This is a genomic window from Streptomyces sp. NPDC029836, assembly GCF_055574495.1.
In genome coordinates this window covers 1,002,323-1,025,351 of sequence record NZ_JBVHZI010000002.1, presented here as the reverse complement: position 1 = coordinate 1,025,351, position 23,029 = coordinate 1,002,323, and the positions used below count along the sequence as shown (strand labels likewise).

Genomic DNA, 23,029 nt, shown 5'->3' with positions numbered 1-23,029 from the left:
GACGCTCCGTCGTCCCGACATGAGACGCGGCGCATTCGGCCCTCGGCCCGACCGTCCCCGGCCGCCCCCGCCCGCCCTCATGGTCCGGGCCCCGTCCCCCCGTCTCCATGTGGTGGTGGTTGCGGCCGTGCGGGACGGACTGCCGGCTCCCCGCCCGAGCGGGAGGAGTGGCATCGAGCGGCCGTCACCGGTGGGCGGAGGGCTGCGTCCGGAGGGGTTCGGACGGGGTCCTCGCGCATTCGGGTACCGACTAGGCTCACAGCCATGTCTCGCATCGACGGCCGCACGCCCGAACAGCTCCGCCCGGTCACCATCGAACGCGGATGGAGCAAGCACGCCGAGGGCTCCGTCCTCATCTCCTTCGGTGACACCAAGGTGTTCTGCACCGCCTCCTTCACCGAAGGCGTCCCGCGCTGGCGCAAGGGCAGCGGCGAGGGCTGGGTGACCTCCGAGTACTCGATGCTGCCGCGCTCGACCAACACCCGAGGCGACCGCGAGTCCGTCCGCGGCAAGATCGGCGGCCGCACCCACGAGATCTCCCGCCTCATCGGCCGTTCGCTGCGCGCGGTCATCGACTACAAGGCCCTCGGCGAGAACACCATCGTCCTGGACTGCGACGTCCTCCAGGCCGACGGCGGCACCCGCACCGCCGCCATCACCGGCGCCTACGTCGCGCTCGCGGACGCCGTCGCCTGGGGTCAGAAGAAGAAGCTGATCAAGGCCGGGCGCAAGCCGCTCACCGGCACCGTCGCCGCCGTCAGCGTGGGCATCGTCGACGGCGAGCCCCTCCTCGACCTCTGCTACGAGGAGGACGTGCGCGCCGAGACCGACATGAACGTGGTCTGCACCGGCGACGGCCGCTTCGTCGAGGTCCAGGGCACCGCCGAGGGCGAGCCCTTCGACCGCAAGGAGCTCAACGCGCTCCTCGACCTCGCCACCGGCGGCTGCGCCGACCTGGAGGCCCTCCAGCTGGGCGCGCTGGAGCTGCAGGTTCCGTAGTCCGCGCAGAACCACCGGGCGCGCAGCCGCGTCCGAGCAAGTACGGGCGCACGGTGTCACAGCCGTGCGCCCGTCCACGTATCCGAGTTGTGGGGGACCCCTAAATGAAGCCGAAGTTCCGCATCGCTGCCGTGGCGCTGGCCGCCGCGCTCACCGTCCCGGCCCTGACCTCCTGCGACGCGATATCCACGGCGATGGACTGCGCCAACACGGCGGTGGCCATCGCCGACAGCGCCAACGACCTCCAGCAGGCGGTCTCGCAGGCCGGCAACAGCCCGCAGGAGGCGCAGAACGCGCTGAACTCGATCGACGCGAGCCTGAAGAAGATCGGCGACCAGACGGACAACACCGACCTGGGCAAGGCCATCGACTCGATGACCACGGCCGTGCAGAACGTCCGCACCTCCCTGGAGGGCGGCAACGTCAACCCGGACATCAAGCCGGTCGCCGACGCGGCTTCCGAGATCTCCAAGGTCTGCACCCCGGGCTGAACCGGCCGGCGGCCCGGAACGGACGGCCCGGAATAATGGCGGCATGACCTCGACGCCCAGCCGCCTGATCCTGGCCACCCGCAACGCGGGCAAAGTCACCGAACTCCGCGCCATCCTGTCCGACGCCGGCCTGCCGCACGAGCTGGTCGGCGCGGACGCGTACCCGGACATCCCGGACGTCAAGGAGACCGGCGTCACCTTCGCCGAGAACGCCCTCCTCAAGGCCCACGCCCTCGCCCGGGCCACCGGCCTGCCGGCCGTCGCCGACGACTCGGGCCTGTGCGTCGACGTCCTGAACGGCGCGCCCGGCATCTTCTCCGCCCGCTGGGCCGGCTCCCACGGCGACGACAAGGCCAACCTCGACCTGCTGCTCGCCCAGCTGGGCGACATCGCCGACGAGCACCGCGGCGCCCACTTCTTCTGCGCGGCGGCCCTGGCCCTGCCGGACGGCACCGAACGCGTCGTCGAGGGTCGGCTGCTGGGCACCCTGCGACACGCCCCCGAAGGCGGCGGCGGCTTCGGCTACGACCCGATCCTCCAGCCGCTGGGCCTATCGCGCACCTGTGCCCAGCTCGACCCGGCCGAGAAGAACGCCATCTCCCACCGCGGCCTGGCCTTCCGCGCCCTGGTCCCGGTGATCCGGGAACTGCTGGGCTGAGGCCCGCCGCCTCCGCCCACCGCCCGCCGAGAACGCCCGGGGCACCCGAACGCACCCGAACGCACTCGAACGCAACAAACGCACCCGAACGCACCAAACGCACCGAAGGCCCGACTCGACGAGTCGGGCCTTCGATTGCTTGGTTCGTGCGGCCTGAGGGATTCGAACCCTCACGGGATTTCTCCCATCGCACCCTAAATGCGAGGCGTCTGCCGTTCCGCCAAGGCCGCGTGAGGCCCATCGTAGCGGCCGATCACCGGCCGCGGCACGGGTGTCGCGCGGATTGCGTCGACGCGCTCCCACCCGTGCCGGGCGCCCGGACCGGGGGCGGTACGGGCGCCCTGGTGGGCGGGCGCGTCAGATGCCCAGGTCCTTGATGATCTTCGCTACGTGGCCGGTCGCCTTCACGTTGTAGAAGGCGTGCGCGACCTTGCCGTCCTCGTCCACGACCACCGTGGAACGGATGACCCCGGTCACCGTCTTGCCGTACAGCTTCTTCTCGCCGAAGGCGCCGTACGCCGTCAGGGTCTCCTTCTGCGGGTCCCCGACCAGGGTCACCTTCAGGTTCTCCACCTCGCGGAACTTGGCGAGCTTCTCCGGCTTGTCGGGGGAGACACCGATGACGTCGTACCCGGCGGTGGCCAGGGCGTCCAGGTTGTCGGTGAAGTCGCAGGCCTGCTTGGTGCAGCCCGGCGTCAGGGCCGCGGGGTAGAAGTACACGATCACCTTGCGGCCCTTGTGGTCGGCCAGCGAGACCTCGTTGCCGTCCGCGTCGGGCAGGGTGAAGGCGGGGGCGGTGTCGCCCGGCTGGAGTCGCTCGCTCATCTCAACAGTCTCCTCGGGAGGGGATCGGTACGTCATGAGCCTAAGCTGACGGAGCTGACAGACTGTCCATGACGGATCACGCCACAGACGACACAACGACGGAGGCAGCGCGGTGCCGGAAGCCAGGACCCCCGCTCAGATCGAGGCGGACATCGTCCGTCGCCGCGAGCAGCTCGCCGAGACGCTCGACGAGATCGGCGTGCGGATGCACCCGAAGACGATCGTCGGGGACGCGAAGGCGAGGGTCGCCTCGACGGTCGACCAGACCGCCGGACGGGCCTTCGTCGCCGTCAACCGCCTCGTCACCGACGTCAAGGACGGCCTTCGCCACGAGGACGGGGCGCCGCGCATCGAGCGCATCGTGCCCGTGGCCCTGCTGGCCGCCGGCGTGGTCGGACTCCTCGTGGTGTCGGCGCGCCGCAAGCGGTGAGCACCCACCTTCGGACGGGGCGGAGCGCGGCAGGTAGGTTCGGGGCGTGAGCGAGAACACCACCCACGACAAGCTGCCCATCCGCATGCTGCACGACCGCGTGCTCGTGAAGTCCGACCTGCCCGAGGGCGAACGCCGCTCCGGCGGCGGGATCCTGATCCCGGCGACGGCGGCCGTGGGCAAGCGGCTCTCCTGGGCCGAGGTGGTCGCCGTCGGACAGAACGTCCGGAGCGTCGAGCCGGGTGACCGGGTGCTGTACGACCCGGAGGACCGGGCCGAGGTCGAGGTGCGCGGGGCGACGTACGTCCTGATGCGCGAGCGGGACCTGCACGCGGTGGCCGCCGAGCGGCTGGAGGGGTCGAAGGACTCCACCGGGCTCTATCTCTGATCCTGACGAGGCCTGACGAGGCCTGACGAGGCCTGACGAACCCTGAGGGCCGGTGGCCGAGGTCACCGGCCCTCAGTGCTGCCCCTTTGCTACGGTGGAGGGGAACCCCCGACGAGACGCGCCGTACCGGGTTGCAGGACGCAAAGACGACGCACCCCGTTTCCGTCTCGTCCCGGAGGTGCCTGTCATGGCCTGGGTTCTGCTTCTCATCGCCGGTCTGCTCGAAGTCGGCTGGTCCATCGGCATGAAGTTCACCGAGGGATTCACCCGGCTGTGGCCGTCCGTGTTCACCGGTGCCGGGATCGTCGCCAGCATGGTCCTACTGTCCTACGCCGCCAAGACGCTGCCCATCGGCACCGCGTACGGGGTCTGGGTGGGCATCGGCGCGGCCGGGGCCGCGGTGCTCGGCATGGCGGTGCTCGGGGAACCCGTCACCGCCGCCCGGATCTTCTTCATCTGCCTGCTGCTGGTCGCCGTGGTCGGGCTGAAGGCCACCTCCGGCCACTGAGCCGGTCCGGCGTCGTACGAGGCCGGTCGGGCCCGACCCGTACGGGCCCGACCGGGTCTCATTCGAGGTAGTCCGCCGGCGGCCGGCGGCCGAAGGCGCCACCCGGGGTGTCGCCGCCGGTGTTCTGGCCGCCGTTGGTCCGGCCTCCGTCCGTTTGGCCGCCGTTGGTCTGCCCGCCGTGGGTCTGCCCGGCGTCCGTCCGGCCGCCGTCCGTCTGGCCGCCGTCGGTCTGCCCGCCGTCGGTCTGGCCGCCCTGCGTCTGGCCGGCCTGCGTCTGCCCGCCTTGGTTGCGCCCCCCGTCCGTCCGCCCCCCGTCCGTCCGCCTCCCGTCCGTCCGGCCGCCGTCGGTCTGCCCGCCCTGTTCGCGGCCCCCGTCCGTCTGACCGCCGTCCGTGCGGCCCTCCGTCGGCGGGGTGTCCGGGTCGATGGGGAAGCCGTCCGGCGGCTGCGGGACGTCCGGCTGCTGCGGCCGTGAGGCGCCCCGCTGGAGTTCGAGGTCGAAGTCCACGGGGTCCGAGGACTCCAGGGCCGTCTTCGTGTACGCCGCCCAGATCCGCGCCGGATAGCCGCCGCCCCCGATGCGCCGCTCGCCCAGCGCCCCGTAGAGGGACTGGAGCGTGCCCGTGTCCGGGTCCTGGCCCATCATCGACACCACCGTGACCAGGTCCGGGGTGTACGCCGCGAACCACGCCGAGCGGTCCAGTTCGGCCGTGCCCGTCTTGCCCGCCGCCGGGTGGCCCGCCGCCAGGGCGGCCGTACCGGTGCCGTTGTCGACGACGCTGACCAGCATGGACGTCGTCGTGTCGGCGGCCTCACGGCTGACGACCTGCTCCGCGGTGCGGTCGGGGAGCCCGATGGTGTCCCCGTCCTTCGTGATCTTCTCCAGGAAGGTGTACGGGGTGCGCCGGCCGTGGTCGGCGAGGGTCGCGTACGCCTGCGTCATGTCCAGGACGCTCGCCTGCATGGTGCCGAGGGCGATGGCCGGGCCCGCGTCGAAGTTCGGGGTGCTCTCGGGGATGCCCAGGGCGATCGCCGTCCGCTTGACCTTCTCCCCGCCGACGTCCACGGCCATCTGCGCGTAGACCGTGTTGACCGAGAGGTCGGTCGCCGTGTTGACGGTGATGTTCCCGTACGAGACCTGCCCCTCGTTCTCGGGGGCGAAGCGGATCCGGCCGCCGACCACCGGGCGCTTGTTGTCGCCGTTGTAGACGGTGTTCGGGGTGATGCGCCGGCCGTCCTGGGTGCGCGAGTCGTTCTCCACGGCGGCCGCGAAGACGAACGGCTTGAAGGTGGAGGCCACCTGGTAGTCGTGCCGGGTCGCGTTGTTGACGTACTGCTTCGTGTAGTCGATGCCGCCGTACAGGGCGACGACCTTGCCGGTGGCCGGATCGATGGAGGCCCCGCCCGCCCGCACCAGCCGGTCCGCGGGACGGGCCGCCGGGTCGAGGTCGTCCACCATCTCGGTCCGCACCGCGTCGACGAACGCCGCCTGACGGCGCTTGTCGATCGTCGTGGTGATCCGGTAGCCGCCCTCCGCGAGGGTCTTGTCGTCGAGGATCCCGCGCTCGGTGATGTAGTCCTTGACGGCCTCCACCAGGTACCCGCGCTGGCCCGACAGCCCGGACGCCGGACGGATCCTGCCCGGCTCGGGGAACCGCGCCGCGGCCCGCTCCGCCGGGTCCATCCACTCCTTCTTCACCATCCCGTCGAGCACGTAGTTCCAACGGGCGACGGCCCGGTCCCGACCGCGGGGGTGCGCGACGACGTCGAAGGCGCTGGGGGAGTTGAGCAGGGTCGCCAGGTAGGCGCCCTCGGCGGTGGTCAGCCGGTTGACGTCCTTGCCGTAGTAGGCCTGCGCGGCGGCCTGGATCCCGTAGGCGTTGCGGCCGAAGTAGCTGGTGTTCAGGTAGCCCTCCAGGATGTAGTCCTTCGACTTCTCCCGGCCGAGCTTGATCGCGATGAAGAACTCCTTCACCTTCCGGTTCACCGTCTGTTCCTGGCCCAGGTAGTAGTTCTTGACGTACTGCTGGGTGATCGTCGAGCCGGACTGCTTGCCCTTCCCGGTGATCGTGTTCCAGGCGGCGCGGACCATCGCCTTCGGATCCACCGCCCGTTCGGAGTGGAAGTCCCGGTCCTCGGCGGCCAGTACGGCCTCCTGGACCGTCAGCGGAACCTGTGAGAGCGGCACGTTGACCCGGTTGACCTCGCCGTCACCGGCCAGCTGCGACCCGTCCGCGTACAGGTACACGTTGGACTGCGCGGTGGCGGCCGCGTTCGCCGGCGGGATGTCCACCAGCAGGTAACCGGCCACCAGGGCGCCGCCCAACAGCAACCCGATCAGCAGGAGGGAACCCAGCAGCATCCGCCACGTCGGAACGACGCGCCGCCAACCGGTGCGCCGGCGCCCGCCCTTGCCGGCGGGCCGGCCGCCGGCGGCGGCCCCGCGGGGGGCGGGTGCGGCGACGGGCTCCGGGGGTGCGCCCTCGGGGGTGTCCGGATCGCGAGGCGTCCAGCCCGGTGGTGGTGACTGGTCGCTCATCGCCGGAACTCCTCGGGGCCGTGCGAAATATCCACATCCGTACCTCATGGTGTCTACCCGATGCCCGGAGTTTCCGCGCCGGACGGGCATAAATCGGTCGCGTGGCTCGCCCCTCCGCACTAAGCTCGCGCGCTTTGGCCGACGTGGGAACGATGGGGAAAACGGAGGGGATACGGTGCGTCAGAGAGCGCTGCTCTACGGGGCCGTCGCCGCGGGCGGCTTCCGGCGGTACGCGGCCTACGGAACGGCGACGGCCGCGGGGGTGTTCACCAACACCGTGTTCGGATTCATCGTCGCCTACACGTACGTCGCCCTGTGGGACGAACGGCCGGGCCTCGGCGGCTACGACCAGGCGCAGGCACTCACCTTCGTCTGGGTGAGCCAGTCCGTGCTCGCGGCCGCGGCGCTCATCGGGGGCGGCTTCCAGGAGGAGTTCCAGGAACGGGTCCGCACGGGGGACATCGCCGTCGACCTGTACCGGCCGGCGGACCTCCAACTGTGGTGGCTGGCCTCCGACCTCGGGCGGGCCGCCTTCCAACTGCTGGGCCGCGGGGTGGTGCCGCTGATCGCCGGCGCCCTCGCCTTCCCGCTGGCGCTGCCCGTCGACCCGGTGCGCTGGCTGCTGTTCCTGGTGTCCGTCGCGCTCGGGCTGATCGTCAGCTTCGCGGTGCGCTTCCTGCTCGGGCTGGCCGCGTTCTGGCTGTTGGACGGCACCGGGATCACCCTGATGGCGACCGTCGTGACCATCTTCTTCTCCGGGATGGTGCTGCCGCTGACGGTGTTCCCCGGCGCGTTCGGCGAGCTGGCCCGGGCGCTGCCGTGGGCGGCGATGCTCCAGGTCCCGATGGACGTGCTGCTCGGCACGCACGCGGGCGCCGGCAACGCGGCGCGGGCGCTGGGCTTCCAGGCCGGCTGGGCGCTGGTCCTGTTGGGCGCGGGCCGGCTGATGCAGACGGCGGCGACGCGGAAGGTGGTGGTCCAGGGTGGCTGAGGCAACGGGCGTCGCCGCCCTGGACGGTCCCGGCACGGACGCGGGCGCCGACGGGCCCGGGGGGTTCGGGGGGTTCGACGGGGCCGTCCGCAACCGCGCGTGGGAGGGGTTGCGCGGCTACGGGCTGATCGTCGCGATGTGGATCCGCTCGACCATGACGTACCGGACGTCGTTCTTCCTCGCGACCTTCGGGAACGCGGCGATCACCCTGCTCGACTTCGCGACGATCGTCATCATGTTCTCGCACGTGGACGAGCTCGCCGGGTTCACGCTCCCCGAGATCGCCCTGCTGTACGGCTCCTGCTCGGCGTCGCTGGGCCTGGCCGACCTGCTCCTCGGCAACACCGACCGGATCGGCTCCCGGATCCGCGACGGCTCCCTGGACACCATGCTGGTGCGGCCGGTCCCGGTGCTCGCGCAGGTCGCCGCGGACCGGTTCGCCCTGCGCCGCCTCGGCCGGATCGTGCAGGGCCTCGGCGTGCTGACCTGGGCGGTCTCGGCGTTGGACGTGGAGTGGACGGCCGGCAAGGTGCTGCTGGTCCCCGTGATGATCCTGGCCGGGGCGGGCATCTTCGGGGCGGTGATGGTGGCCGGCGCGGCCTTCCAGTTCGCCGCCGGCGACGCGGCCGAGGTGCAGAACTCCTTCACGTACGGCGGCTGCACGATGCTCCAGTACCCGCCGTCGGTCTTCGCCAAGGACCTGCTGCGCGGGGTCACCTTCATCGTCCCGCTCGCCTTCGTCAACTGGCTGCCCGCCCTGTACGTCCTGGGCCGGCCCGATCCGCTCGGGCTGCCGTCGTGGGTGGCGTTCGCGAGCCCGTTGGTGGCCTTCCTGGTGTTCCTGCCCGCGTCGCAGGCCTGGCGCGCGGGTGTCCGTTCGTACCGCAGCACGGGGAGTTGAGGGCTGATGACAGAAGCACTGATCGCACTGGACGGCGTCGAGAAGGTCTTCGACGTACGCCGCCGCGTGAACTGGTTCCGGCGGGAGAAACGGCAGGTCAGGGCCGTGGACGGGATCAGCTTCGAGGTCGCGCGGGGCGAGATGGTCGGCTACATCGGGCCCAACGGAGCCGGCAAGTCCACCACCATCAAGATGCTCACCGGCATCCTCACCCCCAGCGGCGGCCGGCTGCGCGTCGCCGGCATCGACCCCGCGCGGGAACGGATGCGCCTCGCGCACCGGATCGGGGTGGTCTTCGGACAGCGCACCACCCTGTGGTGGGACCTGCCGCTGAAGGACTCGTACGGGCTGATGCGCCGGATGTACCGGATCCCGGCGGCCCGCTACGCCGAGAACCTGGAACGCTGCGTCGACCGGCTCGACCTCGCCGCACTGCTCGACGTACCGGTGCGCCAGCTGTCGCTGGGGCAGCGGATGCGCGGGGACATCGCCGCGGCGCTGCTGCACGATCCGGAGGTGCTGTACCTGGACGAGCCGACGATCGGCCTCGACGTGGTCAGCAAGGCGAAGGTACGGGGCTTCCTGCGGCAGCTCAACGAGGAACTCGGCACCACCGTCCTGCTCACCACGCACGACCTCCAGGACATCGAGCAGCTCTGCGAGCGGGTGATGGTCATCGACCACGGCCGCCTCATGTACGACGGCCCGCTCGGCGGGCTGCACGCGGCCGGCCCGGAAGGGGCGGGCGAACGGACCCTGGTGGTCGACCTGGAGGCGGAGATCGCGCCGATCGAGGTCGCGGGGGCCCGGGTGGTGAAGGTGGACGGCCCCCGTCAGTGGTTGGCCTTCCCCGCACAGGCCTCGGCGGCGCCGCTGGTGGCGGAGGTGGCGGCCCGCTACCCGCTCCTGGACCTGTCGGTGCGGGAGCCCGACATCGAGGACGTCATCGCCCGGATGTACGCGGGTCGGGGTTGAGTCAGGGGCCCGCCTCAGGGTCGATCCCGGGGCGACGTCCGGGAAGACGTCCGGGGGTGGGCCGTTCAACTGGTGCGGATCTCTGCATAGTGTGGTCCACATGAGTGACGAGCGGCCCGAGAAGTCGTTGCCCGAGCAGGCTCCGGTAGCGGAGCCGGCGGCGCCGCGGAAGGTGTCGTGGGAGAAGGGATCGCCGGAGCGGGCGCCGTTGCCGGAGCTGAGGGCCTCCGACGCCGACCGGGACCGGGTGGTGGAGCGCCTGCGGGACGCCGTCGCCGAGGGTCGGCTCGACATGGAGGAGTTCGAGGAGCGGCTGGAGGCGGTCTACGCCTCCAGGACGTACGCCGAACTCGCCCCCCTGACCCGCGACCTTCCGCAGGTGCCCGGCGAGTCCCAGCCCGGCGCCCCCGCGCCCGCCGGCCCGGCCCGGGGCGACGGGGCGCGGTCCTCCTGGCAGTCCCGCATCGGGGGCCGGGGCACCTCGGCGACGGCCGTCGCCGTCATGTCGGGCTTCCAGCGCAAGGGCCACTGGACGGTCCCCGCCCGCTTCAACGCGGTCGCCTTCTGGGGCGGCGGCGAGATCGACCTCCGCGAGGCCGACTTCGCCGAGCGCGAGGTGGTGATCACCTGCATCGCCGTGATGGGCGGCATCGAGATCACGGTCCCGCCGGGCGTCGAGGTCGACGTACGGGGCATCGGCATCATGGGCGGTTTCGACCAGGGCGCCGCCCCCTCCCGGCCGGACCCCGGGGCGCCCCGCGTGATCGTCAACGGCCTCGCCTTCTGGGGCGGCGTCGGCATCAAGGTCAAGGAGCCGAAGGGATCGAAGCCGCTGGACGGCGAGAAGCGCCGCAAGGAGCTGTAGGCCGAGCAGGGGGTACGGGAGCGGGGTACGGGCGCGAGAGCGGGTGCCGGTACGGGTGCGGGAGCGGGTACGTGCGCGGGTACGGGGTACGCGGCCACGGGACCGGACGGGTCCCGGCCGGCGCCTCGCACACCCGAACGGCGCGCCGGGAACTCCCCGGGCCTCCCGGGAGTCGGATGCTATGCAGACAAAACCGGCCACCGGGGGAAGGCAGGAGCCCGTGAAAGACGTGGACAGCGACACGAGGGCGCGCACCGCGCCACCCCCACCGACCCGGGGCGCGTTCTTGTTCAACGCGGCGGACGAGGAGCGGCGCCAAGGCGTCCGCCGGATGAAGACCACCGCGACGGGCCTGCTGGTCCTGGTCGCGCTGGTCTACGTACTGGCGAAGTACGCCCAGCACGCCTGGGGCGCCGGCGGCTGGGCCGGGTACGTGGCGGCGGCGGCCGAAGCCGGCATGGTCGGCGCCCTCGCGGACTGGTTCGCGGTCACCGCGCTCTTCCGCCGGCCGCTCGGCCTGCCGATCCCGCACACCGCGATCATCCCGACCAAGAAGGACCAGTTGGGCGTCTCCCTCGGGGAGTTCGTCGGCGAGAACTTCCTCTCCTCCGACGTCGTGCGCGCCCGACTGGGCGCCCTCGGCATCGGAGGCCGGCTCGGCTCCTGGCTGGCGGAACCCGAACACGCCGACCGGGTCACCGCCGAGCTGGCCACCGCGCTGCGCGGGGCGCTGACCGTGCTGCGCGACTCCGACGTCCAGGCCGTCGTCGGCGAGGCCATCACCCGGCGCGCCGAGCACGCCGAGATCGCGCCGGGCCTCGGCAAGACCCTGGAGAAGGTGGTCGTGGACGGCGGCCACCGCCGGGCCGTGGACCTGATCTGCGCGAAGGCCCACGACTGGCTCGTCATGCACGGGGACTCGGTCATGGACGCCGTCCAGGGCGGCGCCCCCGGCTGGACCCCCCGCTTCGTCGACCGGAAGATCGGCGACCGCGTCTACAAGGAACTGCTCCGCTTCGTCATCGAGATGCGGGACATGCCGGAGCACCCGGCGCGCGGGGCCGTCGACCGCTTCCTCACCGACTTCGCCTCCGACCTCCAGTCGGACACGCAGACGCGGGCGCGCGTGGAGCGGCTGAAGTCCGAGATCCTCGCGCGGGGCGAGGTGCAGGACGTGATCGCCTCCGCGTGGACCGCGATCCGCTCGATGATCCTCTCGGCGGCGGAGGACGAGCAGAGCGAGCTGCGGCTGCGGGTCCGGGCCTCACTGATGTCGCTGGGCGCGCGCCTGGCCACCGACGGCCGGCTCCAGGCGAAGGTGGAGGGCTGGATCGAGGGCGCCGTCGTGTACGTCGTCACCACCTACCGCACCGAGATCACCTCGCTCATCACGGACACGGTGGCGAGCTGGGACGCGGAACACACCTCCCGCAAGATCGAGGCCCACATCGGCCGCGACCTCCAGTTCATCCGCATCAACGGCACGGTGGTCGGCGCGCTGGCCGGCCTCCTGATCTACACGGTGTCGCGGGCGTTCGGGGCGTAGTCCCGGGGACGGCCCGACGGGGCGTCGGGCCGTCCGCGCGGGTCAGGCGCGGTCCGCGACGGCCCAGGTCGTGGCGGCCACGACGCCGGCGGCGCCGATGACGGCCGGCCAGGCCCCGACCTTCTTGGCCAGCGGGTGCGATCCGGCGAAGCCTGCGACGTACAGGGCCCCCAGACCGGCCGCCACCGGGGCGCCGCCGCGCCGCTGCCACTCCCGTCCGGCCGCGAGCCCGGCGGCGCCGAGCACGACACCGCCCAGCGGCCGCTTCCCGGTCCAGCGGGCTACGGCGTAACCGCCGACCAGGCCTGCGGCCGCCACCACGGAACTCGGTACCCGCGCCATGTCGAACTCCCTCGTCTTTTCGGGTTGCTGTGCTGGTCTGCCGCTCACGAGGCTAACGCGGTCGCCGGGACATCCGTCGGGCGCCCACCGCACCGAGGAGGAGCACGGCCCCGCCGATCACGGCGTGCGGCACCGCGTCCCGCACGGTCCGGGGCAGTACCGCGACGACGCCGAGGACGAGCAGGAAGGCGAGCGCGAACCCGCCCGTCACGCGCAGCAGTCTGTCCACGGGCTGCTCAACGCCCCGACCGGGGACGCGACACGGAGGCCAGGGAGGACGGGGAGGTCAGGGAGGCCGGGGAGGTCAGGGAGGCCGGGGAGGTCAGGGAATTCAGGGAGATCGGGGAGGTCAGGGCGGCGATTTGTCGCACACTCTCCGTTTCTGCGGAGCGGTCGGGAAGGGAACCCGGAAGGCGTAGATTCGGTCTTCCAGGGGGAAACCCGCTCAACCCACCACCAGGAGTCGACGCCTTGATCTCTTACGGACGAGCCGTCCTCGACCTCGCGGACGAGCTGGTCGACGCCTACGCGGAGGTGTTTTCCGGTCCGCCCTGGAACGAAGGTGAAGAAACCATTCGCCAGTTCTCGACCCGGCTTCAGACGGACGTCCGGCGGGCGGGGTTCCGTACGGCCTTCGCCCAGTCCGCGACCGGCATCGACGGCTTCGCGACCGGCTGGCTCACCCCGGCCCCCTTCCCGAAGAACCGCGCGTACCCGCAGGTCACCGCGCAGCTCGGCGCGGCCCGGGTCCGGGAACTCCTGGTCGGGGCGCTGGAGATCGACGAACTGGCCGTACGCGGCTACGCGCGCGGCCACGGCACCGGCCGGACCCTGCTCACCGAGATCACCGCGGACGCCCCCGAGGGGCGGGCCTGGTTGCTGACCTCCCGCCTGGCCACGGACACGGTCGCCACGTACCGCCGGCTGGGCTGGCGCGAGGTCCCGGCGCTGCCGGGCACGGAGACGGGCGTGATCGTCTTCCTCTCCCCGACCCACCCGAGCCAACTGAATCCCTGAGCCTCCCCTCCGGCGCCCCCTCGGGCGCGGGGTACGGACCGAGGTGCTCGGTACGGGCGCCCGGGTCGCCGACCTGCCCGGTTGACGCGGTCGGCCCGGTTCGTTCGGCCTGCTGGGCCGGTTCGGCCGCCTCGGCTGGTTCGGCCTGCTTGGCCTCGTCGGCGTGCTCGGCTGGTCCGGCCGGTTCGGCGTGCTCGGCGTGCTCGGCCGGTCCGAGGTGGGTGTACCGCCCGGCTCGGCCGCCGGACCCGGCCTACCTGCCGGGACGGGCGGGGGCGCGTGCGTCGGGCTGTGGGCCGTCGCCTCGCGCCCGGAAGCGGGCGGGCGGGCGGTACACCCGGCCCGGGGTGGGGCATACCCGGGCCATGATCACAGCGCAGAGGAATCCCGCCGGTCCGACGCCCGCACCCGGTGACGGCCCCGCCCAGAAGCCCCCGACCGGGCAGGCCGCCGTTCTGGAGCCGGTCGGTGGACGGGCCGTCGTCGCGAAGCCCCCGACCGGGCCGCCGGCCGCCGGGCCGCCCACCACCATGCCCGGCACCATCCGGCCGTCCACCGTCCAGCCCGGCACCGCCCTGCCCGGCACCGTCCAGCCGCCCACCACCCGGCCCGGCACCGTCCGGTCGTCCACCGCTCGGCCCGGTGCGCGGGCCTCCGGGCCTTTCGGCGCCGTGCGTGTGGCCCGGCGGCAGCACGGGCTCGCCACCCGGCATCAGCTCACCGCCGCGGGCGTGCCCGGCGGCACGATCGCGTCCCGGACTCGCCCCGGCGGGCCCTGGCAACGCCTGTTGCCCCGCGTGTACCTCCTGCAGACGGGCCCCCCGGACCCCCGCCGGCGCGCGCTGGCCGCCGTCCTCTACGCGGCCGAAGCCACCGCCGACCCGCTCTCCGGCGACACGGCCGTCCTCACCGGCGGCGCCGCCCTCGCCCTCCTCGGCATCCGCGACACCCCGACCAGCCCGGCCGACGTCCTGATCCGCGCGCCGCGCCGGCTCGCCGCCGCCCCCGGGGTCCGGACCCGGGCCACGTCCCGCTGGCCGCGCACGATGACCGTGTCCGGCGTACCCACGGCCCGCCCGGTGCGCGCCGCCGCCGACTTCGCCGCCCGGACGGAACAGGGTGCGCCCCCCGACCGGATCCGCTCCGTCCTCGCCCAGGTCGTCCAGGCCGGCTGGTGCCACCCGCACGACCTGCACGCCGAACTGCGGGCCTCCCGACTCCTGCACCGCCCCGCGGTCCGCGCCGCCGCCGCGGAACTGCTGGCCGGGGTCCGGTCGGTCGCGGAGGGCCGGGCGCGCGACACCCTGGAGGCCACCGACCTCCCGACCCCCCTCTGGAACGCCCGGCTCCACACCTCGGACGGCGCCTTCCTGGCCAGCCCGGACGCTTACTGGCCCGACGAGGGCGTGGCCCTGGAGGTCGACTCGGCGGAGTACCACTACACCCGTGACGCCTGGCAGGCCACGCTGCGCCGCCGCCTGCGTCTGGAGTCCCACGGCATCCTCGTGGTCAGCGCGACCCCGTCGATGCTCCGTGACACCCCGGCGGAGGTCCTCGCGGCGCTGCGGGCCCTCCTCGCCCTCGCCGGGTCCCGCCCGACCCCGCCCACGGCCCGGGCCCGAGGCCACCAACAGCTCACGCTCTTTCCGGCGAAGGGGTAGGCCGTCTCCTTCGGATCTTCCCCGCCCCGCGTCGTCCGGTACCGCGGCTCCGCGCGTGGTCGGAGCGCCCGAGTACCCCCGTACACGGGGGCCCTCCGCCTTCGGACCACGCCTTCGGACCACGGCACCGGACCACGGCACCGGGCCACGCGGGCCCGACCGGCGGGATCCGAACGGGACGGCCCGGTCCGTCCGGAGTCCGGCCCCCGCGCCGGAGGTCAATCCCGCTTAGGGGCGGGCCCGTTCCCCTCGGTGGGGGGCGTACGACGCGCCGGGGCTTCGGGTGCGGTGCGTTGGGGCGTCGCCGCGGACCGGGTCGCGATAACCCGCGCCGCCACCGCCTCGGCCCGTTCGTGCTCCCAGAACCGGAGCACCGTCCAACCGGCCGACGTCAGCTGCTCGTTCGTCTCGCGGTCCCGCGCCATGTTGCGTTCGAGCTTCTCGCGCCACCACTCGGCGTTGGCCTTCGGCCGCGTCGCGTGCTGCGGGCAGCCGTGCCAGAAGCAACCGTCCAGGAAGACGGCGACCTTCGCTCCGGGGAAGGCGATGTCGATGCTGCGGCGCGGCATCCCCGGCACCTTCACCTGGAGCCGGTAGCGCAGTCCCGCCGCGTGGAGCAGCTTGCGGACGGCCATCTCCGGCGAGGTGTTCCGTACGGACTGTCGGCTCATCCGGGCGGAGACGGCGGCGGAGGAGGGCTCGATCGGGAGCATCGCGGTTCCTCCCCGCTCGCCGGTGGTCGTGGGGGACGGGTGCGGCCCCTGGAGCCGATGGTACGGAACGGCGCCGACAGCGCCGGACGGCCCGACCGGCCCCCTCCGCGCACGGCGGGGGCCCGTGAGGTCCCGGCGGGGTCAGGACAGCCCGTGGCACTCCGCGTAGGGCTTGGTCGAGCCGCACCAGCAGGGCGCCGTGGCGCCGGGCGGCCAGGTGGTGGCCTTGCCACGGGCGGCGAGGGTGGTGGCGTACTCGGCCAGCAGGGAGGGGGAGGCCGGGGAGGTCTTCTCCGAGGCGGCGAAGGCCTCGTACGAGGGGACGCTGCCGGTGACGATGCCGAGGTTGGTCGTGCCCGACGCGGCGAGGGCGCGGAGGGAGGCCTCGATGGCGGTCAGGTGCGTCGCGTGGGAGGGGTACTCCGCCGCGAGCGTCGGGTACGAGGTGAGGAGCTCGGCGAGTTCGCGCTGGGGCCAGTGCAGGATGGCCACGGGGAAGGGCCGGGAGAGGGCGGCGCGGCGGTCGCCCAGTTCGGCCCGCAGACGGGCGATCTCGGCGCGGAGTTCGGCCGGGTCGTCGGAGCCGAGGGCCCAGATGCGCTTCGGGTCGTGGAGTTCGTCGAGCGGGATCGGGCCGACGTGACGGGTGTCGGCGACCATGTCCCGTTCGTCGTGCGGGAGCCCGAGCAGCCGGCGGACCCGGTGGCGGCCCGTGAGCAGTGCGGTGGTGGCCGGGGTGAGGGGGGTGTCCTCCGAGGTCAGCAGGGTCGCGGCCTCGGTGAAGCAGTCGTGCGAGGCTTCCAGCTCGTCGTGGGCTTCGAGGGTTTCCGCGATCACCTCCCAGGGGGCCGGGTCCGCGGGGGCGGCGGTCCGGATGCCGGAGATCAGGGCGCGGGCCTCGGCCTCGTGGCCGTACTCCCACAGGTTCGCGGCCTGCAGGGCCTTGATCAGGTGCGGGTCGGCGGGTGAGGCGGAGAGGAGTTGGTCGTAGAGGGCGCTCGCCCGGTCCCGTGCGTCGGCCAGTTCGAGGTGGGCGGCGGCCTGGAGGAGCAACGGCTCCTGGTCCTCGGGGTATCGGGTCGCCGTGCGGATGAGGCGCTCGGCTTCGGCAATGTGCTCTGCAGGCGTGTCGGGGCGCATGGTTCACACCGTACTGCCGCTGGTCAGTTGAGGGGGGAGGACTTAAGGTGCGGCCCGTGCGGGATCACATACGTGTGGTGGTGCAGGGCGGCGGCCGGCGCGGGCGCGGGGTCCGTCTCGCACGGCTGTTGTGGGTGGCCGGGGAGGTGGTGACCACGCTGGGCGTGGTGGTGGCGTTGCTGGTGGTGCACCAGGTGTGGTGGACGAACCGGCAGGCCGCGGCCGCCGCGCAGGAACGGGTCCAGGCGCTGGAGCGGGCTTGGCAGGGGGACGGCGCGGAGGCGGGCGCGGAGACGGGTTCGGGCGACACCGGCGTCTCCGACGGGTCCGTGGGGTCCGTGGGGGCCGCGCCGGGGGGCGGCTCGTCCCCGGCCGCCGAGGTCACCGGGTCCCCGACGGGCGCCGCGCCGGTGTCCCCGTCCGCGGGGTCGGCGGAGGGGGCCTCCACCGCGCCCCGGCCGAAGCCCGCGCCGACGCCCGCGCGGGACGAGGCGTTCGCCGTGCTGCGCGTTCCGCGCCTCGGCCTCGCCGTTCCCGTCGCGCAGGGGATCGACAAGCGGGCCGTGCTGGACAAGGGGTACGTCGGCCAGTACCCGGGGACCGCGCGGCCCGGCGAGCGGGGCAACTTCGCGCTGGCGGGGCACCGCAACACGCACGGGGAGCCGTTCCGGTACGTCAACAGGCTCCGTCCCGGGGACGAGTTGCACGTCGACGTACGCGGCCGGCGCTGGACGTACGTGGTCGGGCAGGTGCTGAACGAGACCACCGAGCGGGACACCGGCGTGATCGCACCGGTGCCGCGCAGCGCGGTGCGGCCCGAGTACGGCTACAGCCGGCCGGACGCGTACATCACGCTCACCACCTGCACGCCCGAGTACAGCTCCAAGTACCGCTTGGTGGTGTGGGGGACCCTCAAGTCGGCTTAGGCCCGACGGCAGGCCTGGGATGGGCCGGGTGCGTCCGAAATGGGTGAAGCGTCCGCAGGTGCTGTGGCTGGGGGTGCCCTTCGTGCTGTTCCTCGGGGTGCTGCCGCTGGTGAACCGGATCGGGCCGCGGCCGGGCGGGGTGCCGTTTCGTGCTGCTGTTCGTCCCGATGCTGCTCGGCATGGCCGCGCTGTTCGTGGTGCCGCTCGCCGCCGGGCCGTACCTGCTGACTACCACCGCCTGGTCGGTGGTGGAGCGGGCCTGGCTCCACTACCGCAAGGACCGTGCGGCGGCGGCGGTATCCACCGGTGGGGGCGCCGCGCCGAGCGCGCCGGCGGCGTCCGGTGAGCGGTAGGGGCGTTCCAGTCCGTGAACAGGGTCTTGCGGATGGGGCGGTCATCTTGGAGGATCAACCAATCCTCCGATGGCCGCAACCCATCGGCCGGCCCCGGCATGCCCCGGGCCGACCACCCACGACCACGGGAGAATGCCCATGAAGCTGCTGCGTGTCGGACCCGTCGGGTCGGAGCGCCCCGCGCTGCTCGACCAGGACGGCGCCTTGCGTGACCTGTCCGGCCTGATCACGGATGTGGACGGCGACCTGCTGGCCGACGACTCCGCGCTGTCCCGGGTACGGGACGCCGTGGCGGCGGGCGAGCTCCCGGTCCTCGACGCGGAGGGGCTGCGCGTCGGCTCCCCGGTCGGCCGGATCGGCAAGATCGTGGGCATCGGGCTCAACTACCACGGCCACGCGGCGGAGGTCGGCGCCGAGGCGCCGCCGGAACCGATCGTCTTCCTGAAGGCCCCGGACACCGTGGTCGGCCCGGACGACACCGTGCTGATCCCGCGCGGCAGCGTGAAGACCGACTGGGAGGCCGAGCTCGGCGTCGTCATCGGTGCCACCGCCCGCTACCTGGGCTCCGCCGAAGAGGGCCTCGCCCACGTCGCCGGCTACCTGCTGGCGAACGACGTCACGGAGCGCGCCTTCCAGACGGAGCGCGGCGGCACCTGGGACAAGGGCAAGAACTGCGAGACCTTCACCCCGCTGGGCCCCTGGTTGGTCACCGCGGACGAGGTCCCGGACCCGCAGGTGCTGGACGTACGCCTGTGGGTGAACGGCGAGCTGAAGCAGGACGGCCACACCTCGGACCAGATCTTCGCGGTCGGCGAGGTCGTGCGGTACCTGAGCCACTTCATGACCCTGTACCCGGGCGACGTCATCGTCACGGGCACGCCGGCGGGCGTGGCGGCCGGACAGCCGGAGCCGAAGCCGTTCCTGCGGGCCGGTGACGTCGTCGAGGTGGAGATCGAGGGCCTCGGACGTCAGCGCCAGGAGTTCAAGAGCGCCTGACCCACGGCACGGCGAAGGGGCGGACCGCCGGTGCGGTCCGCCCCTTCGGTGTCCCCGTGGGTGGTGCCGATCAGCCCTCGCCGGTCGTGCGGCGGCGGCGGTTGGCGATCACCAGGCCGGCGCCGGCGGCGAGGGTCGCGGCGGCCGCGCCCCCGATCAGGACGTTCTCGGAACCGGCGCCCGTGTTCGCGAGCGGGCCGGAGCCGGTGCTGCCCGCCGGCGTCACGTTCCCGTTCCCGATGCTGCCGGTCGTTCCCGTGGTGCCGGTGGTGCTGGTGGTGCCAGTCGTTCCCGTGGTGCCAGTGGTCCCGGTCGTCCCGGTCGTCCCGGTCGTCCCGGTCGTCCCGGTGGTCCCGGTCGTGCCGGTGGTCCCGGTCGTACCGGTCGTCCCCGTGCCGCCGGTCTGGCCCCCGGTGGCCCTGTCCTTGGCACGCGCCTCGTGCTGGCCGGTCCGCAGGAACGCCGTCCGGTCCTCGGCGGTGCCCTTGAGGGCGGCGAGGGCGGCCTTCTTCAGCTCGGGGCCGGCGCCCGTCACCATCGCGGAGATGAGGACGCTGTTGTCGTCGTCGCGCAGCACGTGCTGCGTGGTCTTGACGAACTCGCGCAGCTGCTCGGGCTTCGGGTTGCCTTCGAGGAGCTTGATGATGCCCCCCTTGAGGCCCGGACCCGCGTCCTTCAGCATCCCGAGCACGGCGACCCGGTCGTCCTCCGCGCGGACCGCGTGCTGGCCGGTCGCGACGAAGGCGCGGATCTCCTCGGGCGTGCCCTTGGCGAGCAGCTCGTCGGCGGCCTTCGTGATGCCCTTGCCGGCGCCGTTGATCATGCGGGCGATCTCGACGCGGTCGTCGGCGTACCGGGCCTTGTGCTGCCCGGTCGTCAGGAACGCGGTGATCGCCTCGCGGGTGTTGACGTTGAGGGTCTCGGCGGCGGCCGCCCGCACGGCCCGGCCGCCCGCCTCGCCGATCGCGGCGACGCGTACGCGGTCGTCCTCCAGCTGCAGCTGCGGCAGCTCGACCGTCAGGAACTGCCGCATCTGAGCGGCCGTTCCCTTGGAGGCCTTCTCGGCGGCCTCGCGGATGTCCCGGCTGGTGGCCGGGTTCTTGAGGATCGTGTCGATCAGGGCCCGGTCCTTCACCGCCTGCGGGTCCTCGGCGGGGGTGGTCGTGGTGCCGCCCTGGGCGGCCTCCGGGGCCGCGTCGGGCACCGTCGACGCGGACCCGGCGTTCGTCGCCGGCGCGGAGTCGGCGGCGAACGCGGGCGAGGACAGCAGGACGGCCGGGGCCATCGCGGCGGTGGCCACGACGCTTGCGATCCGGGGCAGTTTCACTTCAGGGAATTCCATTCTTCACACGTGTGATGATCGACAACCTGTGAAGAATATGTCGATCACTTCTTCCGAAGCGTCGATTTCACGCCGAACCCGCGCCCGGCCCGGTCCGGTTGCGGGTCCGGTTGCCATTCGGGCGGCCCGTCAAAGGTTTACGGCGACGCCCTCCGCCGACGACCGCCGCGCCGCCTCCAGTACTTCCAGGCACCGCGCCGCCTCGTGCGCGGTGGCCGGGGCCGGTCCGCCCGAGCGCAGCGCGGCCGCGACCGCCGCGTAGTACGCGGGGTAGTCGCCCGCCGCGGTGGGCACCGGGAGGCCGCCGCCGGTCAGCGGGGACTCGCCGGAACCGAGTCGCCCCCACAGGTGCTCGGGCTCCTCGCCCCACGGCCGGTCCTCGTCGCCGGGGCGCAGGCCCTCGCGCAGGGCGGCCTCCTGGGGGTCCAGGCCGTACTTGACCCAGCCCGCCCGGGAGCCGAGGACCCGGAACCGCGGTCCCAGCTGGGCGGTGGTCGCGCTGACGTGCAGGTGCGAGCGGACGCCGTTCGCGTGCGTGAGCGCGATGAAGGTGTCGTCGTCCGCCTCGGCGCCCGGGCGCCGCACGTCGGCTTCCGCGTAGACCCGTACGGCCGGCCCGAACAGGACGAGGGCCTGGTCCACGACGTGGCTGCCGAGGTCGTACAGCAGGCCGCCGATCTCCTCCGGCGCCCCGGACTCGCGCCAGCCGCCCTTGAGCTGCGGGCGCCAGCGCTCGAAGCGGGACTCGAAGCGCAGCACCTCGCCGAGGTCGCCGGCGTCCAGGAGCCGGCGCAGGGTGAGGAAGTCGTTGTCCCAGCGGCGGTTCTGGAAGACGGACAGGAAGGTGCCGGTCCGGTCGGCGAGGGCGGCGAGTTCGCGGGCCTCGGCCGCGGTGGCGGCGAGCGGCTTGTCGACGACCACCGGCAGACCCGCCGTGAGCGCGGCGGTGGCGAGCGGCACGTGCGTCTTGTTCGGGGAGGCGATGACGACGAGGTCCGGGGCGTCCTCGCCGCCCGCGCGGGCCCACACCTCGTCGGCGGACGCGGCGAGCCGGACCTCGGGGAAGGCCTCGCGGACCTGGCCCTGCCGGCCCGGGTCGGAGGTGACGACCGTGTCGAGGACCAGGCCCTCGGTCGCGGTCACCAGGGGGGCGTGGAACACGGAACCGGCGAGTCCGTAGCCGACGAGGGCGACGCGCAGCGGGGCGGTGGGGGAGGCGGTGTTCATGCGACCACTTTGGCAACACTGTTGCGCAAGTGCAAGGAGGGTGGACAATGGGCAGGTGAACAGGGGTGACGGGGCCGGTCGTGGCGGGGTGAACCTGCCCGCGCTGCGCGGGCACAACGAGGCGGTGCTGTTGGGGTTGCTGCGCGCCGCCGGGCCGCCCGGCCTCGGCCGCGCCGAACTCGCGGGCGCCGCGGGACTCACCCCGCAGGCCGTCAGCAAGATCACGGCCCGGTTGGCCGCGGACGGCCTGGTGGCCGACGCCGGCCGGGTCCCCTCCACCGGCGGCAAGCCGCGCACGCTGCTGCGGCTGGTCCCCGGCGCCCGGCACGCGGTCGGCGTCCACCTGGACCGCGACGAGCTGAGTGCCGTACGGGTCGACCTGGCCGGGAGCGTCGTCGCGCGGTGGAGCGCCCCGCTGGACTTCGGGGCGGGCCCCGAGGCGGTCGTGGACGCGGTCGCGGCGGCCGTCGTACGGGTCTCCGAGCGGGCGGGAGCGCACCCGCCGCTCGGGGTGGGCGTCGCGGCGCCCGGGCCGTTGGACTGGCGCACCGGGGTCATGGGCCGGGTGACCGGGTTCCCGAACTGGGCGGGATTCCCGTTGCGGGAGGTGCTGGCGGGGCGGCTGGGGCTGCCGGTGGTGCTGGACAAGGACACCAACGCCGCCGTCGCGGCAGGGGGTCCGGGCGGGCCGGGCGCGGGCACGTCGGTGTACCTGCACGTCGGCACCGGGCTCGGTGCCGGGCTGCGGCTGGACGGGGAGATCCACCGGGGCGCGCGGTCGGCGGCGGGCGAGTTCGGGCACCAGGTGCTGCTGCTGGACGGCCCGCCCTGCCGGTGCGGGGGGCGGGGCTGTCTGGAGGTGCTCTGCCTGGACGCGGTGGCCCGCGGGGACCTGCCGCAAGCGGCCAGGATCCTGGGTGAGGGCGCGGCGAACCTGGTCGCGCTGCTCGACGTCGACCGGGTGCTGCTGGGCGGCCGGGTCGTGGACGCCGCTCCGGACGTGTTCGTCACCGGGGTGCGGACCGTGCTGGCGGCCCGCCCCCTCACCGACACGCCCCCGCCGACGGTGGCGCCGGCCCCGGGCGGCATCGCGGAGGGCGCCGCGGAACTGGCCCTGACCCCGCTGTACGTCCACCCGTCCGCGCCGGTGGACGGGGGCTGACAGGGCGTGCCGCCCCCCTGACGTGCGCGAACGG

At 73.4% G+C, this 23,029-nt stretch carries 25 protein-coding genes, 1 tRNA gene and 1 riboswitch; of the genes, 17 read left to right on the top strand and 9 right to left on the bottom strand.

All coding sequences use genetic code 11. From position 1 onward, the window contains the following. The first annotated feature begins 264 nt into the window (after positions 1 to 264). The 3 genes from rph (at position 265) to rdgB (ending at position 2,148) form a co-directional block, all read left to right on the top strand. On the top strand, positions 265 to 999 hold the full coding sequence (rph, locus tag ACZ4XJ_RS10430; RefSeq protein ID WP_362880381.1) for a ribonuclease PH: 735 nt from the start codon (positions 265 to 267) through the stop codon (positions 997 to 999). A gap of 104 nt (positions 1,000 to 1,103) precedes the next feature. Beyond that, a complete protein-coding gene (locus tag ACZ4XJ_RS10425; RefSeq protein ID WP_362880380.1) occupies positions 1,104 to 1,490 on the top strand; it encodes a hypothetical protein in 387 nt (128 codons plus the stop codon). A 43-nt stretch (positions 1,491 to 1,533) separates the two neighbouring features. Continuing rightward, positions 1,534 to 2,148, top strand: a complete 615-nt coding sequence (gene rdgB / locus ACZ4XJ_RS10420; RefSeq protein ID WP_362880378.1) for an RdgB/HAM1 family non-canonical purine NTP pyrophosphatase — start codon at positions 1,534 to 1,536, stop codon at positions 2,146 to 2,148. 147 nt (positions 2,149 to 2,295) lie between these two features. On the opposite strand, the gene ACZ4XJ_RS10415 is transcribed toward rdgB, so the two are convergent. Together ACZ4XJ_RS10415 and bcp are read right to left on the bottom strand one after the other, a co-directional pair. Beyond that, positions 2,296 to 2,378, bottom strand: a tRNA-Leu gene (locus ACZ4XJ_RS10415). 127 nt (positions 2,379 to 2,505) lie between these two features. Further along, positions 2,506 to 2,973, bottom strand: a complete 468-nt coding sequence (bcp, locus tag ACZ4XJ_RS10410; protein WP_362880376.1) for a thioredoxin-dependent thiol peroxidase — start codon at positions 2,971 to 2,973, stop codon at positions 2,506 to 2,508. Between the two features lie 112 nt (positions 2,974 to 3,085). On the opposite strand from bcp, the gene ACZ4XJ_RS10405 reads away from it, so the two are divergent. From ACZ4XJ_RS10405 to ACZ4XJ_RS10395, 3 genes are all read left to right on the top strand, one after another. After that, a complete protein-coding gene (locus tag ACZ4XJ_RS10405) occupies positions 3,086 to 3,403 on the top strand; it encodes a DUF3618 domain-containing protein (protein ID WP_362880375.1) in 318 nt (105 codons plus the stop codon). A gap of 46 nt (positions 3,404 to 3,449) precedes the next feature. Then, positions 3,450 to 3,791 carry a GroES family chaperonin gene (locus tag ACZ4XJ_RS10400; RefSeq protein ID WP_362880373.1) on the top strand — a complete coding sequence of 114 codons (342 nt, stop codon included), beginning with the start codon at positions 3,450 to 3,452 and terminating at the stop codon, positions 3,789 to 3,791. Positions 3,792 to 3,867: 76 nt separating this feature from the next. Beyond that, positions 3,868 to 3,947, top strand: a riboswitch (guanidine-III (ykkC-III) riboswitch). A gap of 31 nt (positions 3,948 to 3,978) precedes the next feature. Beyond that, positions 3,979 to 4,299: a DMT family transporter gene (locus ACZ4XJ_RS10395; protein ID WP_362880371.1), complete on the top strand. Its 321-nt coding sequence runs from the start codon at positions 3,979 to 3,981 to the stop codon at positions 4,297 to 4,299. 58 nt (positions 4,300 to 4,357) lie between these two features. Here ACZ4XJ_RS10395 and ACZ4XJ_RS10390 read toward each other — a convergent pair whose 3' ends face one another. Next, a complete protein-coding gene (locus ACZ4XJ_RS10390) occupies positions 4,358 to 6,838 on the bottom strand; it encodes a transglycosylase domain-containing protein (RefSeq protein WP_468495879.1) in 2,481 nt (826 codons plus the stop codon). A 175-nt stretch (positions 6,839 to 7,013) separates the two neighbouring features. Here ACZ4XJ_RS10390 and ACZ4XJ_RS10385 point away from each other — a divergent pair, with 175 nt between their 5' ends. From ACZ4XJ_RS10385 to ACZ4XJ_RS10365, 5 genes are all read left to right on the top strand, one after another. Beyond that, entirely contained in the window at positions 7,014 to 7,829 is an 816-nt protein-coding gene (locus tag ACZ4XJ_RS10385; RefSeq protein WP_468495878.1) for an ABC transporter permease, read from the top strand. Next, positions 7,822 to 8,730, top strand: a complete 909-nt coding sequence (locus tag ACZ4XJ_RS10380) for an ABC transporter permease (RefSeq protein WP_468495877.1) — start codon at positions 7,822 to 7,824, stop codon at positions 8,728 to 8,730. The genes ACZ4XJ_RS10385 and ACZ4XJ_RS10380 overlap by 8 nt, the downstream gene beginning before the upstream one ends. Positions 8,731 to 8,736: 6 nt before the next feature. After that, positions 8,737 to 9,705 (top strand): ABC transporter ATP-binding protein, encoded by a 969-nt coding sequence (locus ACZ4XJ_RS10375; protein WP_468495876.1) that lies wholly within the window; start codon positions 8,737 to 8,739, stop codon positions 9,703 to 9,705. A gap of 100 nt (positions 9,706 to 9,805) precedes the next feature. Continuing rightward, complete coding sequence (locus ACZ4XJ_RS10370) at positions 9,806 to 10,570, top strand: DUF1707 SHOCT-like domain-containing protein (protein ID WP_383993146.1); 765 nt, start codon at positions 9,806 to 9,808, stop codon at positions 10,568 to 10,570. Positions 10,571 to 10,799: 229 nt separating this feature from the next. After that, positions 10,800 to 12,116 carry a DUF445 domain-containing protein gene (locus ACZ4XJ_RS10365; RefSeq protein ID WP_468495875.1) on the top strand — a complete coding sequence of 439 codons (1,317 nt, stop codon included), beginning with the start codon at positions 10,800 to 10,802 and terminating at the stop codon, positions 12,114 to 12,116. A gap of 42 nt (positions 12,117 to 12,158) precedes the next feature. On the opposite strand, the gene ACZ4XJ_RS10360 is transcribed toward ACZ4XJ_RS10365, so the two are convergent. Together ACZ4XJ_RS10360 and ACZ4XJ_RS10355 are read right to left on the bottom strand one after the other, a co-directional pair. Continuing rightward, positions 12,159 to 12,458, bottom strand: a complete 300-nt coding sequence (locus ACZ4XJ_RS10360; protein ID WP_468495874.1) for a hypothetical protein — start codon at positions 12,456 to 12,458, stop codon at positions 12,159 to 12,161. A 52-nt stretch (positions 12,459 to 12,510) separates the two neighbouring features. Continuing rightward, a complete protein-coding gene (locus ACZ4XJ_RS10355) occupies positions 12,511 to 12,687 on the bottom strand; it encodes a hypothetical protein (RefSeq protein WP_362880363.1) in 177 nt (58 codons plus the stop codon). A 242-nt stretch (positions 12,688 to 12,929) separates the two neighbouring features. On the opposite strand from ACZ4XJ_RS10355, the gene ACZ4XJ_RS10350 reads away from it, so the two are divergent. Further along, positions 12,930 to 13,475: an acetyl-CoA sensor PanZ family protein gene (locus ACZ4XJ_RS10350; RefSeq protein WP_362880361.1), complete on the top strand. Its 546-nt coding sequence runs from the start codon at positions 12,930 to 12,932 to the stop codon at positions 13,473 to 13,475. Positions 13,476 to 13,840: 365 nt separating this feature from the next. Next, on the top strand, positions 13,841 to 15,136 hold the full coding sequence (locus tag ACZ4XJ_RS10345; protein ID WP_468495873.1) for a hypothetical protein: 1,296 nt from the start codon (positions 13,841 to 13,843) through the stop codon (positions 15,134 to 15,136). A gap of 218 nt (positions 15,137 to 15,354) precedes the next feature. Here the strand turns inward: ACZ4XJ_RS10345 and ACZ4XJ_RS10340 are convergent, their stop codons facing one another. Beyond that, a complete protein-coding gene (locus ACZ4XJ_RS10340) occupies positions 15,355 to 15,849 on the bottom strand; it encodes a very short patch repair endonuclease (protein ID WP_362880357.1) in 495 nt (164 codons plus the stop codon). A 141-nt stretch (positions 15,850 to 15,990) separates the two neighbouring features. Beyond that, complete coding sequence (locus ACZ4XJ_RS10335; RefSeq protein ID WP_362880355.1) at positions 15,991 to 16,989, bottom strand: SEC-C metal-binding domain-containing protein; 999 nt, start codon at positions 16,987 to 16,989, stop codon at positions 15,991 to 15,993. A 56-nt stretch (positions 16,990 to 17,045) separates the two neighbouring features. On the opposite strand from ACZ4XJ_RS10335, the gene ACZ4XJ_RS10330 reads away from it, so the two are divergent. The 3 genes from ACZ4XJ_RS10330 (at position 17,046) to ACZ4XJ_RS10320 (ending at position 19,264) form a co-directional block, all read left to right on the top strand. Beyond that, entirely contained in the window at positions 17,046 to 17,915 is an 870-nt protein-coding gene (locus ACZ4XJ_RS10330) for a class E sortase (protein WP_468495872.1), read from the top strand. Between the two features lie 149 nt (positions 17,916 to 18,064). Continuing rightward, a complete protein-coding gene (locus ACZ4XJ_RS10325; protein WP_468495871.1) occupies positions 18,065 to 18,268 on the top strand; it encodes a hypothetical protein in 204 nt (67 codons plus the stop codon). A 138-nt stretch (positions 18,269 to 18,406) separates the two neighbouring features. Further along, entirely contained in the window at positions 18,407 to 19,264 is an 858-nt protein-coding gene (locus ACZ4XJ_RS10320) for a fumarylacetoacetate hydrolase family protein (RefSeq protein ID WP_362880350.1), read from the top strand. A gap of 70 nt (positions 19,265 to 19,334) precedes the next feature. On the opposite strand, the gene ACZ4XJ_RS10315 is transcribed toward ACZ4XJ_RS10320, so the two are convergent. Both ACZ4XJ_RS10315 and ACZ4XJ_RS10310 read right to left on the bottom strand, forming a co-directional pair. Next, complete coding sequence (locus tag ACZ4XJ_RS10315) at positions 19,335 to 20,606, bottom strand: ALF repeat-containing protein (RefSeq protein WP_468495870.1); 1,272 nt, start codon at positions 20,604 to 20,606, stop codon at positions 19,335 to 19,337. 129 nt (positions 20,607 to 20,735) lie between these two features. Beyond that, entirely contained in the window at positions 20,736 to 21,833 is a 1,098-nt protein-coding gene (locus tag ACZ4XJ_RS10310; RefSeq protein WP_468495869.1) for a Gfo/Idh/MocA family oxidoreductase, read from the bottom strand. Here ACZ4XJ_RS10310 and ACZ4XJ_RS10305 point away from each other — a divergent pair. Continuing rightward, a complete protein-coding gene (locus tag ACZ4XJ_RS10305) occupies positions 21,832 to 22,995 on the top strand; it encodes an ROK family transcriptional regulator (RefSeq protein WP_468495868.1) in 1,164 nt (387 codons plus the stop codon). The two genes, ACZ4XJ_RS10310 and ACZ4XJ_RS10305, sit on opposite strands and share 2 nt — an antisense overlap. The last annotated feature ends 34 nt before the right edge of the window (positions 22,996 to 23,029 follow it).